Genomic DNA, 18,853 nt, shown 5'->3' with positions numbered 1-18,853 from the left:
CCGGCTGCGCGCAACCGGCCTCGTGCCAGGGTCAGGACAGCGCCCGGCGCACCGCCGCCCGGCCCGCCAGCGCGGCATAGGCGGCACCCGCGACCAGGAAGGTCGCCGGCGCCGACAGCGAGGCCGCCGTGCCGCCGGCGAAATGCAGCGCGAGCCCCGCACCCGAGGCCAGCAGCCAGGCCCCCAGCCCCGCCGGATTGACCGCGCGCGCATCCGCCAGGTCGGCGTCGCCGGCGCCGGCGCCGCGATCTGTCGCGATATGGACCAGCGCGATGCCGACCCAGGCCACGACGAAGATGCCCTGATAGGCCAGCGCCTGCAGGATATAGGCAAAGACATCGGCCAGCATCAGCGCATAGGCGATGGCGCCGACCACGCAGGCCCAGACCCATTTCGGCAGGTGCAGCCGGAAGGCGGTCTCGGCAAAGCTCTCCATGTTCACCGCGGCGAGGTAATAGTTCGCGGTGTTGATCCGGGTCTGCGAGATCCAGACGAAGGCGAGGCCCGCCACGCCCATCAGCTGCACCAGCGCGAAGACGACCGAGACCTCGGAGACCCCGCCCTCGGTCGGCAGGCTGGCGGCCAGGAAGATGCCGACAAGACCGTTGAGCAGGAAGGCCACGGCATAGAAGGGCGCGCCGAAGTTGATAATGGCGTGGAAGCGCGCATCCTCGGGCCGGCCGAAGCGGGCATAGTCATAGGTGAACATCATCAGGATCCAGACGCCCATATAGGCGGTGAAGCAGTCCCACCAGCCGCCGGCGGGCGCGCCGCCCTCGGGGCCAAGGTTCAGCCAGGCGTCCGAATAGCCGTATTCCGCCACCGCCAGCACCACCGCCGCGACCAGCCCCAGCAGGTAGAAGGGCAAAAGCACGCCGTTGAACTTGTCCAGCCAGTTCTGGATCGAGCCGAAGATCAGCGCCACCGAATAGACCGCCACCACCAGCGCCGCCAGCGGATAGGAGATGCCGGCATATTCCCGCAGGGCGACGGCGATCACCGAGCCCTCGAACACCGCGTAATAGATCGCGGTGGCAAAGAAGATCAGCGTCGCCACCGCCGCCCCGCTGCGCCCCAGCAGGATGCGCGAGAACAGCGAGACGCTGAGCCCGGTGCGGATCGCGTGCCGCACCAGCACCGCGTTCACCGCCGCATAGGCGATAACCGACAGCACCAGCCCGATGATGGCGTTCCTTGCGCCATAGGCCAGAGCCAGCGAGGCGGCGATGACCAGGTAGAACATGGCCGAGCAGACCGACCACCAGGCCATGGTCAGCGGCAGCCGGCCCATGCGCTGGTCGCGCGGCACCGGCCGGTCCGAAAATTCCAGTTCTTCCGAATTGTCCAAAGATCCAGCCATGGCTGAAGCTCCCTGTTTTGGTTCTTGTGATTGGTTCCGGATGGGCGGGGCCTGGCGCGGCCCCGCCCGGCCTTGGTCAGGCCTCGGCCAATGCCGCGGCCCTTTCGGGCGCAGCGCCGGCGGCGCTGGCCACGGTCACGACATAGACGCCGTTCTGGTCCAGTTCGGCGACCCAGCCCGGCTCGATGACGATGGTGGTCGTCACCTCCTGGATGACCGCCGGGCCGGTGACGACGTCGCCCGCGCCCAGCTTCGCGCCGTCATAGACCGGGGTCTCGTGCTTGCGGCCCGAGGCATCGAAGATCATCTCGCGCGTGCCCGACAGCGCCGCATGCGCGCCTGCGCCCTGCGCGATGCGCATCCGCGCCGGCCGCTCGACCGCGCCCGAGATGGCGCTTTCCACGTTCACCACCTCGACCGGGCTGTGCGGCTCGGCATAGGTGTAAAGCTCTTCGTGGCGGGCGTGGAAGGCGGCCTTGAGGCGTTCCAGCGCCGCCTCGTCGATCGGGAAGGGATCGACGCTGACCGTGCATTCATGCACCTGCCCGACATAGCGCATGTCCAGGCTGCGGCGGATGCCGATCCGGTCGGGCGCGAAATCGTCGGCCAGCAGGTCGGCGCGGCCCTTCTCCTCCAGCCGGGCGAAGGTCTCGTCCAGCCGCCTGGCCGCCTCGGCCCCTTCCAGCCACGCGGCGATGGGGGCCATGTAGTTGTATTTCACGTCCGAGATGATCTGCCCGAAGGCGCAAAGCCCCGAGGCGAGCTTGGAAACCAGCACCTTGCCGATGCCCATCTCGCGCGCCAGCGCCGTGATATGCGCGCCCGTGGCGCCGCCGGCGCAGTTCAGCACGAAGTCGCGCGGGTCGTAGCCCCGCTCGACTGAAACCCTGCGGATCGCATTCACCATATTGTTGTTGACGATGGTGAACATGCCATAGGCCGCGGTCTCGACGCTGATGCCCAGGGGCTCGGCCAGGTGCTTGCGGATCGCCTCGCGCGCCTTCTCGACGCTGAGCGGCAGGCGGCCGCCGACCAGGCCCTCGGGATTCAGGTAGCCCAGCACCAGGTTCGCGTCGGTCGTGGTCGGCCGCTCGCCGCCCTTGCCATAGCAGGCCGGACCGGGTTCCGAGCCCGCCGATTGCGGCCCCATCTGCATCAGCCCCATCGAGTCGATCCAGCCGATCGATCCGCCGCCCGCGCCCAGGGTTTCCACCTGAATCATCGGGATACCAATGCGATAGCGCAGAAAGTCGATGTTCTTTGACACATTGGCCTGCCCGTCGCGGGTCAGGGTGATGTCGAAGCTGGTCCCGCCCATGTCGACGGTGATGATGTCCTCAAGCCCGTAGGGCTCGCCCAGATAGAGCGCCGCGCGCGGCGCCGAGGCGGGGCCGGAATTGATCGCATAGACCGACTGGTCCGAGACCACCGACCCCAGCGCCAGCCCGCCGTTCGACTGGAAATAGCGCACCGGCTGACGCGCGCCGAGGCCTTGGAAATAGCCGTCCACCGCCTGCACGTAGCGCGACAGGATCGGCGCGAGATAGGCGTTCACGATGGCGGTCGAGGTGCGGGTATATTCGCGCACCTGCGGATAGAGCTGGCTACCGACGGTCAGGCGCGCCTCGGGCATCATCTCGCGCACGATCTCGGCGGCGCGGAGTTCGTGATCGGGATGCAGGACCGACCAGACGAAGCTGATGGCGACCGATTCGACGCCCTCGCGCAGGAAATGCCGGCAGGCCTCGCGCACCTCGTCCTCGTTCAGCGGCGTGTGGACGGCGCCGGTCGAGATCACCCGCTCGCTGATCCCGCGCCGCAGGTAGCGCGGCACCAGCATGGTCGCGGGCGGATAGTCCGGGTCGTAGCGATAGCCGTCCTCCTTGTGGCCGAGGCGGATCTCGATGCTGTCCTCGTGGCCCTTGGTGGCGATCAGCCCGGTCCTGGCGCCGCTATGGGTGATCAGCGCATTGAGCCCGACCGTGGTGCCGTTGATGCACAGGTCGGCGTTCGAGACGAGGTCGCGCGGGCCGATGCCCGTCTCCTCCTCGATCACGGCCAGGCCGTTCCTGATGGCCAGGGTCGGATCCTGCGGGGTGGAGAGCGCCTTGAAGATGCGCAAGCCCCCCTCGCGGTCGGCGAGGATGAAATCGGTGAAGGTGCCGCCGGCGTCGATGCCAAGGCGATATTGGTGTTTCATGGCGGGTTCCATCTTTGGCTGCGGTTCGCGGGTCCGGCGCCGGGGGCTTCGCGCCCCCGGACCCCCGCGGGGTATTTGGAAAACGGCGAAAGCCTTAGGCGGCGCGCAGGGCGGCGGTGGCGGCGTGATCGACGGCGAGGGTCGCGGCATCGGCGATGACGACGCCATAGTCGAGCCGCGCGCCCTCGAGGCTGACGAGGCCGTTCCTGACATCCTCGACCACCTTCTCGACCGGGCGGGCATAGGGGTCGCCGTAGCCGCCGCCGCCGGGATTGCGGTTCGCGGCGCGCTCGCCGGGCTGGATGGTCTCGATGACGTTTTCGGTGATGACCTGCGTCTCGCCGCCCCGCGTCACTTCCAGCCGGCCGACCTTGGGCGGGATCAGGGTGGAACGGGCGCCGGCCGCGCCCATGGCCGGGATGCGGCGGCCCTCGCCGAAGGTGACCAGCGTCATCGGGCTGTCCAGCGGCTCGACCTCCCAGCAGGTGCCCGAGCCGCCGCGGAACTGGCCGGCGCCGCCCGAATCCTGCATCAGGGAATAGCGGTGGATGATGATCGGATAGCTGTGCTCCAGCATCTCGATATCGCCCGAGGTCAGCGCGCCGAAGCAGCATTCCGGCCCGCAGGCATGCCAGCCGTCCTGGCTGGCCGTGGCCCCCGCCCCCGAGATGATCGAGGCCAGCACCATGGTCACATATTCCTCGTCATGGCGCTTGTCCCAGCCGGCGATGTTGCAGCCATTGGCATGGCCCCAGCTGGCCGAGACCTTGGCCGGCGCCGCCTGTTCGAAGGCCAGCCGCACCGCATCGGTCAGCGTCTCCATCGGCGTGGTGGTGCAGTTCATGTGCGGCGCGGGGGATTTCGCGTTGCAGAGCGTGCCCCGGGGCCCCATGTCGGTGGTCACGCAGCGATAGAGCCCCTCGTTATAGGGCGGCGGGAGCTGCGCGAACATCATCAGCCCCAGATAGACGCCGGAATGGCTGTTGCCTTCGTAGCTGTTGATGAAATAGGGCACCTGCGGCGGCGAGCTGATGGCGATGTGGCAGCCGTCGCCCTGGATCGTCACCGTGGCGGTGATGTCCATGTCGCCGAAGCCGTGGCCCGCATCCTCGAGCACCGCCGTGCCGGTATAGGTGCCGTCGGGAACCTGGGCGATGAGCTTGCGCATATGCGCCTCGGCCATGTCCAGCAGCTCGGCGATGCAGTCCTGCACCACCTGCTTGCCATATTTGTCCATCAGCCGGACCAGGTTGCGGGCGCCGACCTGGCAGGCGCCGATCAGGGCATTGAAATCGCCCTCCTGGTCGCGGCGCGCGCGCATATTGGTCAGGATCAGGTTCATCACGTCATGGCGCGGTCTGCCGCGATCCCAGAGCTTGACCGGCGGGATGCGCAGCCCCTCGGCATAGATCTCGGTCGCGTTGGGGTTGTAGCCGGCGGGCACCGGGCCGCCGATATCGGTCAGGTGGCCCTTGCAAACGGTCCAGAACACCAGCTCGCCCTGGTAGAAGACCGGGTAATACATGCAGGTGTCGATGATATGGCTGCCGCCATGGGCCGGATCGTTGTGCAGGATCAGGTCGCCCTCGTGGATGTCGCCCTGAAAGAATTTCGCCACCGATTTCATCGCCGGGATCAGGCTGCCGAGGTGGATGGGGATGTCCTGGCCCTGCAGGATCATCTCGGGCGTGTGGTTGAAGAGCGCGGTCGAATAATCATGCGCGAGGTTGAAGACCGAGCTGCGGGCGGTCTGTTCCAGCGTCAGCGTCATCTCGCGCTGCGTGGTCTCGAGCACGCCCCGCACCACCGAAAGCGTGATGGGGTCGGGTTTGGGTCTGGTCATGGCATTTCCCTGTCTGGGCCGCATGGGCGCGCACGGGCAGGGCAGCCGGGAAACGGCTGGTTCATGGTCTTTTCTCCCTGCGGCGTGCCGCCTGGCGCGGCATCTTTTCGGTTGGACCATGGTGCGGCGGCAGCGGCGCCCGGTCTTGGCGCTGGGTGCGGAGAAACTTGTCGCTGGGCGCAGCCCTGCCGATCCATGCGGCAGGATCTGGCGCCTGCCCCGCGCGCACGTTTTCTTTTGCCCGATTGCTCGCGGCGCGCTACGAATCGCGGAACCGATGCGGGGAGGCGCATCATGACCCTGGAAAGCTACAGCACCGCCGCGGCCGCGCCGCCCGAGCGCGCGGCGCATTGGTCGGCCATCATCGCGGATACCTATTTTCCGCTGCAGCTGAGCTATCGCGACCCCGCCACCTTCCAGGGCCGGCTGGAACGGCGCGGCATGGGGCAAGTGTCGCTGTCGCGGCTGCGCACCGAGCCGGCGCGCTATGAGCGGGTGCCCGGCCTGATCCGGCAGGGCGAGGCCGAGGAATACCTGGTCACCATTCCCAGCCTGGCGCCGGTGCTGTTTCGCCAGCTGGGCCGCGACATCACCTGCGCCCCCGGCGGCTTCATCGTCGAGCGCGGCGACGAGCCCTATCGCTTCGCCTATCAGGCGCGCAACGACCTGTTGGTGATGAAGATCGCCCGCAGCGCGCTGGCCGAAAGGCTGCGCCAGCCGGACCGGCTTTGCGCCACGGTCTTCGACGGGCGCGAGGGCCTGGGCGGCCTGTTCGCCGAGACGGTGCGCCGCGCCCATGCCCTGCCCGCCGATTCCGCGGCGGCAGACGTGCTGGGCCGGCACCTGATCGAGTTGCTGGCGCTGGCGCTGGACCGGCAGGCGGAAACCGACGGCGGCGCTGCCACGGCGGTCCGCGCCGCGCATCTGAAGCGCGCGCAGGACGCGATCCTGCGCAGCCTGACCGATCCGGCCCTGTCGCCCGAGACGGTGGCGGCGGCCTGCGGCATCTCGAAACGCTATCTGCACGACCTGTTCGGCGATACCGGGACCACGGTGGCGCAATTCATCCGCGAGGCGCGGCTGAAGGCGGCGCGGGACATGCTGCAGATGCCGGGCGACCTGTCCCTGGCCGCCGTCGCCTATCGCTTCGGCTTCAGCGACCAGGCGCAATTCTCGCGGCTGTTCCGGGCCATGTTCGGCCAGACCCCCAGCGGCTATCGCGCCGCCTGCCGCGCGGGGCGGCAGGGCTAGGGTTCAGCCCTGAAAGCGCCAGTCGCCCTCGCCGAGCGCCGGGGCGGCGCGTTCCGTCACCAGCGGGCTGCGCGAGAAGCGCAGCGGGCTGCGCAGCCCGGCGATGCCCTCGGGCGCGATGCGCAGGCCGCGGGCCTGCACCTGCGGCTCGGCCAGGGCCTCGGCCACGTCGTTGACCGGGCCCGCGGGGACGCCCGCCTCTTCCAGCAAGGCGATCAGCGCGCTGCGGGCAAAGCGGCACGTGGCATCGGCCAGAAGCGGCACCAGCCGCGCGCGGTTCGCCACGCGGGCGGGGTTGGTGGCGTAATCCGGGTCGGTCGCCAGACCGGCCAGATCCAGAACCCGGCACAGCGCCGCGAACTGTCGATCATTGCCGCAGGCGATGATCAGATGCCCGTCCGAAGCCGGGAAAAGCTGGTAGGGCACGATATTGGGATGCGCATTGCCCAGCCGATGCGGCACCGCGCCGCCCAGCAGGTAATTCGTTGCCTGATTGGCCAGCACCGCCACCCCGCAATCCAGCAGCGACAGGTCCAGATGCTGGCCCAGGCCCGAACGCGCCCGCTCGGCCAGCGCCGCCTGCACGGCGATCACCCCGTAAAGCCCGGTGAAGATGTCGATCCAGGCGACGCCGACCTTCTGCGGCTCGCCCTGCGGATCGCCGGTCAGGTCCATGATGCCCGACATGCCCTGGATCAGGAAATCATAGCCCGGCTGCACCGCGCGCGGCCCGTCCTGCCCGAAGCCGGTGATCGAGGCATAGACCAGCCGCGGATTGCGCGCCGAAAGCGTCTGGTAGTCCAGCCCGAACTTGCGCAGCCCCCCCAGCTTGAAATTCTCGATCACCACATCGGCCTGGTCGATCAGCGCCCGCAACCGCTCCAGGTCGGCGGGATCGTTGAAATCGCAGATGACGGAACGCTTACCGCGGTTGGCGGCGTGGAAATAGGCCGCGACCCGCTCGGTGGTCCCGTCGGCGCGCGGCCGCTCGATGAAGGGCGGGCCCCAGCGGCGGGTATCGTCGCCCTCGGGCGCCTCGACCTTGATCACCTCGGCGCCCAGGTCGGCCAGCGTCTGGCCGATCCACGGCCCGGCAAGGATGCGCGCCAGTTCGACGACGCGCAGCCCCTTCAGCGCCGGCTGATCCATCACGCGAACGCCTGGATGCCGGTCTGCGCCCGGCCCAGGATCAGCGCATGCACGTCATGCGTGCCCTCATAGGTGTTCACCGTTTCCAGGTTCTGCGCGTGCCGCATGACGTGATAGCCGATCTGGATGCCGTTGCCGCCATGCATGTCGCGGGCCTGGCGGGCGATCTCCAGCGCCTTGCCGCAATTGTTGCGCTTGACGATGGAGATCATCTCGGGCGCGAACTTGCCCTCGTCGAAAAGCCGCCCGACCCGCAGGCTGGCTTGCAGGCCCAGGGCGATCTCGGTCTGCATGTCGGCGAGCTTTTTCTGGTAAAGCTGCGTCGCGGCCAGCGGGCGGTTGAACTGGTGGCGATCCAGCCCGTATTGCCGGGCGCGGAACCAGCAATCCTCGGCCGCGCCCATCGCGCCCCAGGAAATGCCATAGCGCGCGCGGTTCAGACAGCCGAAGGGACCGCCCATGCCCTCGATATTCGGAAGCAGCGCGTCCTCGCCAACCTCGACATTCTCCATCACGATCTCGCCGGTGATCGAGGCGCGCAGGCTCAGCTTGCCCTCGATCTTGGGCGCCGAAAGGCCGGGCGTGCCCTTGTCCAGCACGAAGCCGCGCACCTTGCCGCCATGCGCCTCGGACTTGGCCCAGACCACGAAGACATCGGCGATGGGCGCGTTCGAGATCCACATCTTGGACCCGTTCAGCACATAGCCGCCCTGGGTCTTGCGGGCCACGGTGCGCATCCCGGCGGGGTCGGAGCCCGCGTCCGGCTCGGTCAGGCCGAAGCAGCCGATGAACTCGCCCGAGGCCAGTTTCGGCAGGTATTTCTGCTTCTGCGCCTCGCTGCCATAGGCCTCGATCGGGAACATCACCAGCGAGCTTTGCACCGAGGCCATCGAGCGATAGCCCGAATCGATGCGCTCGATCTCGCGCGCGACCAGCCCATAGGCGACGTAAGAGGCGCCGACGCCGCCATAGGCCTCGTCCACGGTGACGCCCAGCAGGCCCGAGGCACCCATCTCGCGGAATATCTCGGGATCGGTTTCCTCGTTCAGATAGGCGGCCTCGACGCGCGGCGCCAGCCGGTCGGCGGCAAAGGCCGCGGCGGTGTCGCGGATCATCCGCTCTTCCTCGGTCAGCTGATCCTCAAGCAGGAACGGGTCGGACCACGAGAAAGGGCTGCCCTTGTGCGATTTCGTCGTCACGTCATGCCTCATGCGCTGATGCTTGTCGGATCATTCATTACCGCTTTCAAACCGGGCCGGAAAATGGATAATCCTCATTACTTCATGCATGGGGTGAATGTTCTTGCGGCAAAGGCGCTTTCTTCCGAACCTCAGCCTGCTGCTGGCCTTCGATGCGGTGATGCGCACGGGTTCGGTCACCGGCGCGGCGCAGGATCTGGGGCTGACGCAAAGCACGGTCAGCCGGCTGCTGCAAAGCCTGGAGGCGCAGCTGGGGCAGGAGCTGTTCATCCGCCACAAGAAGCGCCTGACCCCGACCGAGGCGGCCGAGCGGTATTTCCGCGACATTTCCGCCGCGCTCGACCTGATCCAGCGCGGCAGCATGTCGCTGATCGCCAATCCCGACGGCGGCAGCCTGGACCTGGCCGTGCTGCCGACCTTTGCCACGCGCTGGCTGGCGCCGCGGCTGCCGGATTTCCTGTCGGCCCATCCGGGGGTTTCGATCAACCTGACCACCCGCTTCCGTCGCTTCAACTTCGACGAAGAGCCCTTTGACGCGATGATCTTTTACGGCCGGGACGACTGGCCGCGGGCCGAGCACCTGAAGCTGTTCGATGAACGCCTCACCGCCTGCGCTTCGCCCGATCTTCTGGCCCGGCGGCCTGTAACGGCGCCCGCCGATCTGGCGGGAATGGTGCTGCTGCAATTGCCGACCCGCCCGGACGCCTGGCAAGCATGGTTCCGGGGCCAGGGCGCCGAGCCGCCGGCGCCGCTGGACGGGATGATGATGGACCAGTTCTCGATGATGATCCAGGCGGCAATCTCGGGGCTGGGGATCGCGCTGCTGCCCGATTACCTGGCCCGGGTCGAGATCGCCGAGGGCCGGCTGGCGCCGGTGCTTCGGCAGGGCGTGCCGGGCAGCGGCGCCTATTGGCTGGCCTGGCCGGCGCGCAAGGCCGGGCTGAAGCCGCTGGCGGCCTTTCGCGACTGGCTCGCCGCCCGCATGGCGCTGGACGGCATGGGTTAGGGGCCGCCCGCCTTCAGGCCGGGACCAGCGCCGCCTCGATGGCCGCTTCCAGGATCGCCAGCGCCTCGGACAGCTGCGCGTCGGGGATGGTCAGCGGCGGCAGCAGGCGGATGACGTTGTAGCGCGTGCCGCAGGACAGCAGGATCAGCCCGCGCGCCTCGGCCTCGGCCACGATGGCGGCGGTCAGTTGCGCGTCGGGCTGGCTGCGGTCGCCGGGCTGCACCAGCTCGAAAGCGTTCATCGCGCCAAGCCCGCGCACGTCGCCGATGGCCGAGAAGCGTTCGGCCAGCTTTTGCAGGCGCGAGCGGATGGCCGAGCCGATTTCCTCGGCGCGGGCGCAAAGGTCTTCGTCCTCGATCACCTCCAGCACCGCCAGCGCGGCGGCGATGGCCAGCGGGTTGCCGGCATAGGTGCCGCCCAGCCCGCCCGGCGCGGGCGCGTCCACGATCTCGGCCCGGCCGGTGACGGCGGACAGCGGAAAGCCCCCGGCCAGCCCTTTGGCCATGGTCACCAGGTCGGGCGCGACGCCGGAATGCTGGAACCCGAACATGCGGCCGGTGCGGGCCATGCCGGCCTGGATCTCGTCGCCGATCAGCACGATGCCGTGGCTGTCGCAGATGCGGCGCAGCGCGGCCAGGAACTCGGGCGGCGCGACGTTGAAGCCGCCCTCGCCCTGCACCGGCTCGACGATGATCGCCGCCACCCGCCGGGGGTCGATGGACGAGGCCAGCAGCGTCTCCAGATGTGCGACGGCCTGCGCGACCGACACGCCCGCCATGGCGTTGGGGAAGATCGCGTGGTGAATCTCGGGCGGCATGGTGCCGAAACCGGCCTTGTAGGGCGCCACCTTGCCGGTCAGCGCCATGCCCAGAAGCGTGCGGCCATGGAAGGCGCCGTTGAAGGCGATCACGCCCGAGCGCCCGGTAAAGGCCCGCGCCATCTTCACCGCATTCTCGACCGCCTCGGCGCCGGTGGTGGCGAACATGGTCTTTTTCGCGAAATCGCCGGGGGTCAGCGCGTTCAGCCGCTCGGCCAGGGCGACATAGGATTCATAGGGCGCGACATGGAAGCAGGTATGGGTGAAGTCCTGCATCTGGCGCTGGACCGCCTCGATCACCTTGGGATGGCGATGGCCGGTGTTGTTCACCGCGATGCCGGCGGCGAAATCCAGCATCCGCCGGCCCTCGGCGGTCCAAAGCTCGGCATTCTCGGCCCGGACGGCATAGATGTCCCGCGTGCCGACACCCCGCGCCACCGCCGCCTTGCGCCGCTCGATCAACTGCTTCGATTCCATGTGCAGACCTCCATGCTGATGGAATCGGCTTACACGATGCTCAATATTTTGAGCAACGACTTTCTTCGATCTGCGGCAGGATGCGGAACTGGTGCGCAACCCCCGGCCCTGCTAACCTGCCGCAAAACGGCATCGGGGCAAGGATGAGCGATTTCGACGTGGGCGCGCGGCTGAAAGAGCTGCGCAGCGCGGCAAACATGTCGCAGCGGCAGCTGGCCGAGGCTTCGGGCGTGCCGCATGGCCAGATCTCGATGATCGAGACCGGGCGCTCCAGCCCCTCGGTCGCCTCGCTGCGCAAGATCCTTGGCGGGCTGGGCGTCACCATGTCCGAGTTCTTCGAGCCCGACCTGCCGCAAAGCCCGCAACCCTTCTTCACCCCGGCCGAGTTGCGCGACCTGACCTCGCGACTTTATTCCGCCGCGCAGGGGCCGGTCGGGCGTATGACCCTGCGCCAGGTCGGCGACGCGCGGCTGCACAACCTGCAAATCTTGCACGAACGCTATGAGCCGGGCGCCGATACCGGCGAGACCATGCTGGCCCATCACGGCAGCGAGGGCGGCATCGTCATCGCCGGCGAGATCGAGCTGATCGTGGCCGACCAGAGCCGGGTGCTGAAGGCGGGCGACAGCTACCTCTTCGCCTCGACCCAGCCGCACCGCTTCCGCAACATCTCGGACCGCGAGGCGGTGGTGGTCAGCGCCTGCACCCCGCCCTATCTCTAGCCCCTGATTTCTAACCCCTGCGGGTGACGAAGCGGGTCTGCAGATAGGCGCCGATCGCCTCGGAACCGCCCTCGGTCCCCATGCCGGAATCGCCGATGCCGCCAAAGGGCAATTCCGGCAGCGACAGGCCGATATGGTTGATGGTCAGCATTCCGGCCTGGATTTCATCCTGCAACCGCTGCGCGCGGGCCGAACTGCCCGTCCAGGCATAGCTGGCCAGGCCATAGGGCAGCCGGTTCGCCTCGGCAAAGGCCTCGTCGTCGCTGCTGAACCGGTTGACCACGGCGATGGGGCCGAAGGGTTCCTCGTTCATCACCGCCGCATCCGCCGGCACGTCGGTCAGCACGGTCGGGGCAAAGAACCAGCCTTCGTTGCCGATCCGCGCCCCGCCGGTCGCCAGCCGCGCGCCGCGGTCCAGCGCGTCCCGGATCAGCCGCTCGATGGCGGGGATGCGGCGCTCATTCGCCAGCGGCCCCATGGCGCTGTCCGGGTCCATGCCCGGCCCGACCTTGGCGGCGGCCAGTGCGGCGGTGAAACCTTCGGTGAAGCGGTCTGCCACCGCCTCTTGCACCAGGAAGCGGGTGGGCGAGATGCAGACCTGCCCGGCATTGCGCAGTTTCGCGGCCGCCATGGCCGCCACCGCCGCATCGACATCGGCATCGTCGAAGACCAGTACCGGCGCATGGCCGCCCAGCTCCATGGTCCCCGGCTTCATGTGCAGCCCCGCCAGCGCCGCCAGCTGCTTGCCCACCGCCGTCGAGCCGGTGAAGGACACCTTGCGGATCACCGGATGCGGGATCAGGTAGCCCGAGATTTCGGCCGGGTCGCCATAGACCAGGTTCACCACCCCCGCCGGCACCCCGGCATCGGCAAAGCAGCGGATCAGTTCGGCCGGCGAGGCCGGAGTTTCCTCGGGCGCCTTGACGATGATGGTGCAGCCCGCCGCCAGCGCGGCGGAAACCTTGCGAACCGCCTGATTGATCGGGAAATTCCACGGCGTGAAGGCGGCGACCGGGCCCAGCGGCTCCTTGACCGTCAGCTGGGTGACACCCGGCACGCGGGGCGGGATGACCTGGCCATAGCTGCGGCGCGCCTCTTCGGCGAACCATTCGATGATCTCGGCCCCGGCCAGGGTCTCGGTCCGCGCCTGGGCCAGCGGCTTGCCCTGTTCGGCGACCATCAGCGCGGCGATGGGCTCGGCGCGCTCGCGCAAGAGCGCCGCCGCCTTGCGCATCAGGTCCGAGCGGTGCAGCGGCGAACTGCGCCGCCATTCCACAAAGGCGCGGTCGGCGGCGGCCAGCGCCTGATCCAGGTCGGCGAGGCCGGCATGGGCGACGCGGCCGATCTCGGCGCCGGTGGCCGGGTTCAGAACCGGCAGGCTGCGCCCGTCCTGCGCCGGACGCCAGATTCCGTCGATGAAAAGCTGCGTGTTCGGATAGCTCATCCTGTCCCCCTGCTGGAATCGGCCGTCGGCCGGTCCGGTCATAGGGCTAGGCCGGGCGGTTTTCAATCCAATTGCTCAATATCCTGAACGCAGACTTTCTGCGTGATTGCGCATCGGCCGGAGCCCGGCCCTAGCCTCCCCCGCCGCCGCCGAACAACAGGTTGAAGAAGCGCGAGCCGATGATGAACGAGCCGACGGTGACGATCCCGGCCGCCAGCGTCATCTTGGTTCCCAGGGGCACCTCTGCCCCGGATTTCGTCCGACCGAACAGCTGAAAGAAGAAGGCCAGGATCACGACAAAGGACGGCAGCAGGTTTTCCAGCAAGGTATCCTTGCTCAGATAGGTCAGATAGGCGACCAGTAGCCCGATAAAGGAAAAGAATGTCAGTTCGAACGGCGCGAGAACCTTTTCCCCTTCATCGAAGCGGATGAAAAGCAGCAGGACCAGCGGAAAGGTGATCGCGAAGAATATGGCAGGCAGCAGGTCCGAAAGCGCCAAAAGGAAATTGAAAAGCGAAAGCTGGGCCCGAGAGACGACGCTGCTCCAGTCCAGCAGCATCTAACCCTGCCCCAGGCGGCAAGGATCGCTGGCATAGCAACTATGCAGGCGATCCCTGGAACTGGCGGCCTCGTCGCGATAAATGCCCATGAACTGATCGTAAAGCCGATAATACCGGCTGGAAGCCTTGTTCGAGACCGAACATTGCCCGCGTTCCTCGGCGATCCGGCGGTCGTAATTGCCTTTCTCGTTCGGGGAAAGGTCGCCCCTGCCGGCGGCCGCACTCACCCTGGCCTCGACAATAAGCAGATCGCGGCAGATCTGCTCTATCGCCTCGTTGAACGCCTCAAGATGCGTGACTCGGTAAAGCTCCAGATCCCGGCGATACCTGATCAGGCTGTCCAGCTTTTTCAGGCTGTTATCGACCTGCGGAAAAGCTTCGCTCAGCAACTGCCGCCGGGTCTGCACATCAATCGGGACCGGGAAGCCGAAATCGTCTCCGTCCTGGGCGAAGGCCCCCGTGCCCAGGAAAGAAACCGCCAGTAAAACGAAGGCAACCCGCATACCATTCCCCGATGTGGCGCGAATCCATGCTGCCACAACCCGGGGGATGAGTCATCCGTCCATCTTCAATGCCTGGATGAATGCCGTCTGCGGGATCTCGACCTTGCCGAACTGGCGCATCTTCTTCTTGCCGGCCTTTTGCTTTTCCAAGAGCTTCTTCTTGCGCGTCGCATCGCCGCCATAGCATTTCGCCGTCACGTCCTTGCGCAGCGCCGAAAGCGTCTCGCGCGCGATCACCCGGCTGCCGATGGCGGCCTGGATCGGGATCTTGAACATGTGGCGCGGAATCAGCTCCTTCAGCTTTTCCACCATCGCCCGGCCGCGGCTTTCGGCACGGTCGCGGTGGACCATGATCGCCAGCGCGTCCACCGGCTCGTCATTCACCAGGATCGACATCTTGACCAGATAATCCTCGCGATATTCGCTGATCTGGTAATCGAAGCTGGCATAGCCCTTGGTCACGGATTTCAGCCGGTCGTAGAAATCGAAGACCACCTCGGCCAGCGGCAGGTCATAGACCACCATCGCCCGGTTGCCGGCATAGGTCAGGTCCATCTGGATGCCGCGGCGGTCCTGGCAAAGCTTCAGCACGTCGCCCAGGTATTCGTCGGGCACCATGATCGTGGCCTTGATGCGCGGCTCCTCGATATGGTCGATCAGCGTCAGGTCGGGCATGTCGGCGGGGTTGTGCAGCTCGCGCACCTCGCCGTCGCGCATGTGCAGCCGGAACACCACCGAGGGCGCGGTGGTGATCAGGTCCAGGTCGTATTCGCGCTCCAGCCGGTCGCGGATCACCTCGAGGTGCAGAAGGCCCAGGAAGCCGCAGCGGAAGCCGAACCCCAGCGCGGCCGAGGTCTCCATCTCGTAGGAGAAGCTGGCATCGTTCAGCGCCAGCTTCTCGATGGCGTCGCGCAGCGCCTCGAAATCATTGGCATCGACCGGAAAGAGGCCGCAGAACACCACCGGCTGCGCCGGCTTGAAGCCCGGCAGCGGCTTGTCGGTGCCCTTGCGCTCATGCGTGATGGTGTCGCCGACGCGGGTGTCGCGCACCTGCTTGATCGAGGCGGTCAAAACGCCGATCTCGCCCGGCCCCAGCTCGGCAATGTCCTGCATCTGCGGCCGCAGCACGGCGAGCTTGTCGATGCCGTAGACGGCATTGGTCTGCATCATGCGGATGCGGTCGCCCTTGCGGATCACCCCGTCCATGACCCGGATCATCACCACGACGCCCAGATAGGGGTCATACCACGAATCGACCAGCATCGCCTTCAAGGGCGCGTCGCGGTCGCCCTTGGGGGCCGGCAGGCGGGTGACGATGGCCTCCAGCACCTCGGGGATGCCAAGGCCGGTCTTGGCCGAGATCTCGATGGCGTCATGGGCGTCGATGCCGATCACGTCCTCGATCTGTTCCTTGACGCGGTCGGGCTCGGCGGCGGGCAGGTCGATCTTGTTCAGCACCGGCACGATCTCGTGCCCGGCGTCGATGGCCTGATAGACATTGGCCAGGGTCTGCGCCTCGACCCCCTGCGTCGCGTCCACGACCAGCAGGCTGCCCTCGACCGCGCGCATCGACCGGCTGACCTCATAGGCGAAGTCGACATGGCCGGGGGTGTCGATCAGGTTCAGCACATAGGTCCGCCCGTCTCGCGCGGGGTATTCGATGCGCACGGTGTTGGCCTTGATGGTGATGCCCCGCTCGCGCTCGATATCCATGCTGTCGAGCAGCTGGGCCTTCATGTCGCGTTCGGCGACCGTACCCGTCAGCTGGATCAGGCGGTCGGCCAGGGTGGATTTGCCGTGGTCGATATGGGCCACGATCGAGAAATTGCGGATGAGGTCAAGGTCGGTCATGGCCGGGCTATACAAGGGCTTTGGCGTTGCGGAAAGAGGGTTCATGAGGCGGTGACGAAACCGGCCTCGCGCAGCCGGCGGCGGCGCAGCGCGGCCTCGCGCCACATGGTGTAGCAGCCCGAGCCGACGATGATCGCGGCGCCGGTCAGCGTCAGCGCATCCGGACGCTCGCCGAAGACCAGGAAGGCCAGGATCAGGGCAAAGACCAGCCTTGCATAGCGATAGGGGGCAAGCGCCGAGGCCTCGCCCACGCGGGTTGCGGTGACCAGCAGCGCATAGCCGCCGACGCCCAGGGTGATGCAGGCCAGCAACAGCAGCCATTGCCGCGGGCTGGGCAGGACGAAGTCCTGCCCCAGCACCAGCCCCATCAGCACCGCGGCGATCAGGATGGCGAAGAAGGCCGAGGCGGCCAGCTGGTCGGAATGGATATGCGCCGGCACGCGGCGGGTGGCGATGTCGCGCGCCGCCAGCCCCACCACCGCCAGCAGCGCCATCAGCGACACCGGCTGGAACCCCGCCAGTCCCGGCCGGATCACCAAGAGCACGCCCAGGAAGCCGACGATGATCGCGCTCCAGCGCCGCCAGCCGACCGGCTCGCCCAGAAACAGCGCCGCGCCCAGCACGATGGCCAGGGGCAGCGCCTGCATGATCGCCGAGGTTGAGGACAGCTCGGTCAGCGCCAGCGCCACGACGATGCCGATCGAGCCAACCGCCTCGGCCAGGTTGCGAAACAGCACGATGGGCCGGACCAGGTCGCGGGTGAACAGCCGCCCACGCTTGAGCTTCAGCATGGCGCCAAAGGCAAGAAAGCCCAGAAGCCCGATCAGGGCCAGCACCTGCGCATAGGGCAGTTCGGCCGCAAGCAGCTTGATGAACATGTCCTCGAAGGCGAACAGCACCATCGAGACGACCATCAGGATCGCGCCACGGAAGTTTTCGGTGACCATTGGTCGCAGCCTCATGAGGGGGAGTTGCGCCCGTGGCGCCGCGACGCGATCATAGGCTGCTTCCCGGACAAGCGAAAGGCCGGGCCAGACGAAAAACGGGTGAAAGGACGGGCCGATGAAATTCCGCGTCGAGGACATGAGCTGCGGCCATTGCACGGCGGCCATCGAAAAGGCGGTGGCCGAGGCGGGCGGCAGGGCCGCGACCGACCTCGCCAGCCGCAGCGTCACGGTCGAGGGGCTGGATGCCGCCCGCGCGGCCGAGGTGATTCGCGACGCCGGCTATACGCCCGAACCGGCCTGACCGCATATCTTGGGGCGCGCGCCCCCGCGGCCGCCATCCTTTGGCCCCCTGCGCCGCCCCGCCGCAATTGAGGCAAGGGGCGGCTTCTGCTAAGCTCCGCCGGACAAGAGCGCGGCGGAAAGAGGGTGCGCAGCCCCGTTGCCGTGGCAGGAGCCGAGGAGACAGAGATGTTCAACCGATTGATGATCGCCGCCGCCGCGGTGGTGCTGACCACGCCGCTCGCCGTGGCAGGCCCGATCGATTCCGCCTGCATCCGTTCGGAGCGGGGCGCCCGCAACGGCCAGGCCTGTCGCTGCATCCAGCAGGTCGCCGACCAGACGCTGTCGCGCTCGGACCAGCGCCGCGCGGCGCGCTTCTTCCGCGACGCCGATGCGGCGCAAGAAGTGCGCATGTCGAAAAGCGATGCCGACAACGCCTTCTGGGCCCGCTACAAGAATTTCGCCGCCGCGGCCGAGGCCTATTGCGCACGCTGAGCCGGGGATGCGCATCACCGTGCTGACGGGGGCAGGCATCTCGGCCGAAAGCGGGATCAGGACGTTCCGTGCCACCGACGGGCTGTGGGAAGAGCACCGCATCGAGGACGTCGCCACGCCCGAGGGCTTTCGGCGCGACCCGGCGCTGGTGCATCGCTTCTACAACCAGCGCCGCGCCGATGCCGCCCGCGCCCGGCCCAACGCGGCGCATCGGGCTCTGGCGCGGCTGGCGCAACGGCACGAGCTAACCCTGGTCACGCAGAACGTGGACGACCTGCACGAGCGCGGCGGCTCGGCCGAGGTGATCCACATGCATGGCAGCCTGCTCGGCGCGCTCTGCGCCGGCTGCGGCCACCGCTGGCCGGCGGCGCTGGTGATGCGCCCGCCCGATCCCTGCCCGGCCTGCGGCAAGGCCCTGGCCCGGCCCGACATCGTCTGGTTCGGCGAGATCCCCTATCACATGGAGCGGATCTGGAAGGCGGTCGAAAGCGCCGAGCTCTTTGCCGCCATCGGCACATCGGGCCTAGTCTATCCCGCCGCCGGCCTGGCCCAGCACGCCCGCCGCAACGGCGCCCATACCATCGAGCTGAACCTGGCTGCCTCGGCCGTCAGCCGCGACTTCGCCGAACGCCGCCTCGGCGCCGCGACCGAGGTGGTGCCGCAATGGGTGGATGCGCTCTGCCCCTAGGCGCCGCCTTCCGGCTTCTTTCTTGTGCAAATATCCTGGGGGAACGCCGCGCCGGCCCCGTC

The 18,853-nt window shown here is 67.7% G+C and carries 17 protein-coding genes; 6 read left to right on the top strand and 11 right to left on the bottom strand.

Translation table 11 applies throughout. From position 1 onward, the window contains the following. Positions 1-31: 31 nt before the first annotated feature. The 3 genes from ACNKFW_RS14245 to ACNKFW_RS14235 all read right to left on the bottom strand — a co-directional run bounded on the left by ACNKFW_RS14245 (position 32) and on the right by ACNKFW_RS14235 (position 5,403). On the bottom strand, positions 32-1,360 hold the full coding sequence (locus tag ACNKFW_RS14245) for a purine-cytosine permease family protein (RefSeq protein WP_147429071.1): 1,329 nt from the start codon (positions 1,358-1,360) through the stop codon (positions 32-34). Positions 1,361-1,436: 76 nt separating this feature from the next. Then, complete coding sequence (locus tag ACNKFW_RS14240) at positions 1,437-3,560, bottom strand: hydantoinase/oxoprolinase family protein (RefSeq protein ID WP_167521688.1); 2,124 nt, start codon at positions 3,558-3,560, stop codon at positions 1,437-1,439. Positions 3,561-3,654: 94 nt separating this feature from the next. Beyond that, positions 3,655-5,403 (bottom strand): hydantoinase B/oxoprolinase family protein, encoded by a 1,749-nt coding sequence (locus ACNKFW_RS14235; protein WP_147429073.1) that lies wholly within the window; start codon positions 5,401-5,403, stop codon positions 3,655-3,657. A 294-nt stretch (positions 5,404-5,697) separates the two neighbouring features. On the opposite strand from ACNKFW_RS14235, the gene ACNKFW_RS14230 reads away from it, so the two are divergent. After that, complete coding sequence (locus ACNKFW_RS14230; RefSeq protein WP_147429074.1) at positions 5,698-6,654, top strand: helix-turn-helix domain-containing protein; 957 nt, start codon at positions 5,698-5,700, stop codon at positions 6,652-6,654. Between the two features lie 3 nt (positions 6,655-6,657). Here the strand turns inward: ACNKFW_RS14230 and ACNKFW_RS14225 are convergent, their stop codons facing one another. Both ACNKFW_RS14225 and ACNKFW_RS14220 read right to left on the bottom strand, forming a co-directional pair. Beyond that, positions 6,658-7,803 (bottom strand): CaiB/BaiF CoA transferase family protein, encoded by a 1,146-nt coding sequence (locus tag ACNKFW_RS14225; protein ID WP_418025540.1) that lies wholly within the window; start codon positions 7,801-7,803, stop codon positions 6,658-6,660. Further along, positions 7,803-9,014: an acyl-CoA dehydrogenase gene (locus ACNKFW_RS14220; RefSeq protein ID WP_024842543.1), complete on the bottom strand. Its 1,212-nt coding sequence runs from the start codon at positions 9,012-9,014 to the stop codon at positions 7,803-7,805. Before ACNKFW_RS14220 ends, ACNKFW_RS14225 begins: the two co-directional genes overlap by 1 nt. 91 nt (positions 9,015-9,105) lie before the next feature. Between ACNKFW_RS14220 and ACNKFW_RS14215 the strand changes: the two genes are divergently transcribed. Beyond that, positions 9,106-10,008, top strand: a complete 903-nt coding sequence (locus ACNKFW_RS14215) for a LysR family transcriptional regulator (protein WP_147429200.1) — start codon at positions 9,106-9,108, stop codon at positions 10,006-10,008. Between the two features lie 13 nt (positions 10,009-10,021). Here ACNKFW_RS14215 and gabT read toward each other — a convergent pair whose 3' ends face one another. After that, positions 10,022-11,302, bottom strand: coding sequence for a 4-aminobutyrate--2-oxoglutarate transaminase (gabT, locus tag ACNKFW_RS14210; RefSeq protein WP_147429075.1), 1,281 nt, complete (start codon positions 11,300-11,302; stop codon positions 10,022-10,024). A gap of 143 nt (positions 11,303-11,445) precedes the next feature. On the opposite strand from gabT, the gene ACNKFW_RS14205 reads away from it, so the two are divergent. After that, complete coding sequence (locus tag ACNKFW_RS14205) at positions 11,446-12,024, top strand: cupin domain-containing protein (RefSeq protein ID WP_024842540.1); 579 nt, start codon at positions 11,446-11,448, stop codon at positions 12,022-12,024. A gap of 10 nt (positions 12,025-12,034) precedes the next feature. Here ACNKFW_RS14205 and ACNKFW_RS14200 read toward each other — a convergent pair whose 3' ends face one another. The 5 genes from ACNKFW_RS14200 to ACNKFW_RS14180 form a co-directional block, all read right to left on the bottom strand. Continuing rightward, positions 12,035-13,468: an NAD-dependent succinate-semialdehyde dehydrogenase gene (locus tag ACNKFW_RS14200; protein ID WP_147429076.1), complete on the bottom strand. Its 1,434-nt coding sequence runs from the start codon at positions 13,466-13,468 to the stop codon at positions 12,035-12,037. A 130-nt stretch (positions 13,469-13,598) separates the two neighbouring features. Then, positions 13,599-14,027: a hypothetical protein gene (locus ACNKFW_RS14195; protein WP_418025487.1), complete on the bottom strand. Its 429-nt coding sequence runs from the start codon at positions 14,025-14,027 to the stop codon at positions 13,599-13,601. Beyond that, positions 14,028-14,531, bottom strand: a complete 504-nt coding sequence (locus ACNKFW_RS14190; RefSeq protein WP_147429077.1) for a hypothetical protein — start codon at positions 14,529-14,531, stop codon at positions 14,028-14,030. It lies immediately after the preceding gene. Between the two features lie 51 nt (positions 14,532-14,582). Continuing rightward, positions 14,583-16,382 (bottom strand): translation elongation factor 4, encoded by a 1,800-nt coding sequence (lepA, locus tag ACNKFW_RS14185; RefSeq protein WP_024842536.1) that lies wholly within the window; start codon positions 16,380-16,382, stop codon positions 14,583-14,585. A 41-nt stretch (positions 16,383-16,423) separates the two neighbouring features. Further along, positions 16,424-17,329 carry a DMT family transporter gene (locus ACNKFW_RS14180; RefSeq protein WP_114669106.1) on the bottom strand — a complete coding sequence of 302 codons (906 nt, stop codon included), beginning with the start codon at positions 17,327-17,329 and terminating at the stop codon, positions 16,424-16,426. A gap of 115 nt (positions 17,330-17,444) precedes the next feature. On the opposite strand from ACNKFW_RS14180, the gene ACNKFW_RS14175 reads away from it, so the two are divergent. The 3 genes from ACNKFW_RS14175 to ACNKFW_RS14165 all read left to right on the top strand — a co-directional run bounded on the left by ACNKFW_RS14175 (position 17,445) and on the right by ACNKFW_RS14165 (position 18,791). Further along, on the top strand, positions 17,445-17,630 hold the full coding sequence (locus tag ACNKFW_RS14175) for a heavy-metal-associated domain-containing protein (protein ID WP_024842534.1): 186 nt from the start codon (positions 17,445-17,447) through the stop codon (positions 17,628-17,630). A gap of 167 nt (positions 17,631-17,797) precedes the next feature. After that, positions 17,798-18,103 (top strand): hypothetical protein, encoded by a 306-nt coding sequence (locus ACNKFW_RS14170; RefSeq protein ID WP_024842533.1) that lies wholly within the window; start codon positions 17,798-17,800, stop codon positions 18,101-18,103. 7 nt (positions 18,104-18,110) lie between these two features. Next, positions 18,111-18,791, top strand: a complete 681-nt coding sequence (locus tag ACNKFW_RS14165) for an NAD-dependent deacylase (RefSeq protein WP_024842532.1) — start codon at positions 18,111-18,113, stop codon at positions 18,789-18,791. Positions 18,792-18,853 lie beyond the last annotated feature (62 nt).

Origin of the sequence: Paracoccus sp. TD-10, from assembly GCF_048270675.1 — a bacterium.
Classification (GTDB): Bacteria; Pseudomonadota; Alphaproteobacteria; order Rhodobacterales; family Rhodobacteraceae; genus Paracoccus; species Paracoccus pantotrophus.
This window is presented reverse-complemented; position numbering and strand designations above follow the sequence as displayed.

Coding starts and splice junctions, on each gene's coding strand:
- ACNKFW_RS14230 (WP_147429074.1), top strand. CDS start 5,698: ATGACCCTGGAAAGCTACAGCACCGCCGCGGCCGCGCCGCCCGAGCGC.
- ACNKFW_RS14170 (WP_024842533.1), top strand. CDS start 17,798: ATGTTCAACCGATTGATGATCGCCGCCGCCGCGGTGGTGCTGACCACG.
- gabT (WP_147429075.1), bottom strand. CDS start 11,302: ATGGAATCGAAGCAGTTGATCGAGCGGCGCAAGGCGGCGGTGGCGCGG.
- ACNKFW_RS14225 (WP_418025540.1), bottom strand. CDS start 7,803: ATGGATCAGCCGGCGCTGAAGGGGCTGCGCGTCGTCGAACTGGCGCGC.
- ACNKFW_RS14165 (WP_024842532.1), top strand. CDS start 18,111: ATGCGCATCACCGTGCTGACGGGGGCAGGCATCTCGGCCGAAAGCGGG.
- ACNKFW_RS14240 (WP_167521688.1), bottom strand. CDS start 3,560: ATGAAACACCAATATCGCCTTGGCATCGACGCCGGCGGCACCTTCACC.
- ACNKFW_RS14180 (WP_114669106.1), bottom strand. CDS start 17,329: ATGGTCACCGAAAACTTCCGTGGCGCGATCCTGATGGTCGTCTCGATG.
- ACNKFW_RS14175 (WP_024842534.1), top strand. CDS start 17,445: ATGAAATTCCGCGTCGAGGACATGAGCTGCGGCCATTGCACGGCGGCC.
- ACNKFW_RS14195 (WP_418025487.1), bottom strand. CDS start 14,027: ATGCTGCTGGACTGGAGCAGCGTCGTCTCTCGGGCCCAGCTTTCGCTT.
- ACNKFW_RS14205 (WP_024842540.1), top strand. CDS start 11,446: ATGAGCGATTTCGACGTGGGCGCGCGGCTGAAAGAGCTGCGCAGCGCG.
- ACNKFW_RS14220 (WP_024842543.1), bottom strand. CDS start 9,014: ATGAGGCATGACGTGACGACGAAATCGCACAAGGGCAGCCCTTTCTCG.
- ACNKFW_RS14190 (WP_147429077.1), bottom strand. CDS start 14,531: ATGCGGGTTGCCTTCGTTTTACTGGCGGTTTCTTTCCTGGGCACGGGG.
- ACNKFW_RS14200 (WP_147429076.1), bottom strand. CDS start 13,468: ATGAGCTATCCGAACACGCAGCTTTTCATCGACGGAATCTGGCGTCCG.
- lepA (WP_024842536.1), bottom strand. CDS start 16,382: ATGACCGACCTTGACCTCATCCGCAATTTCTCGATCGTGGCCCATATC.
- ACNKFW_RS14245 (WP_147429071.1), bottom strand. CDS start 1,360: ATGGCTGGATCTTTGGACAATTCGGAAGAACTGGAATTTTCGGACCGG.
- ACNKFW_RS14235 (WP_147429073.1), bottom strand. CDS start 5,403: ATGACCAGACCCAAACCCGACCCCATCACGCTTTCGGTGGTGCGGGGC.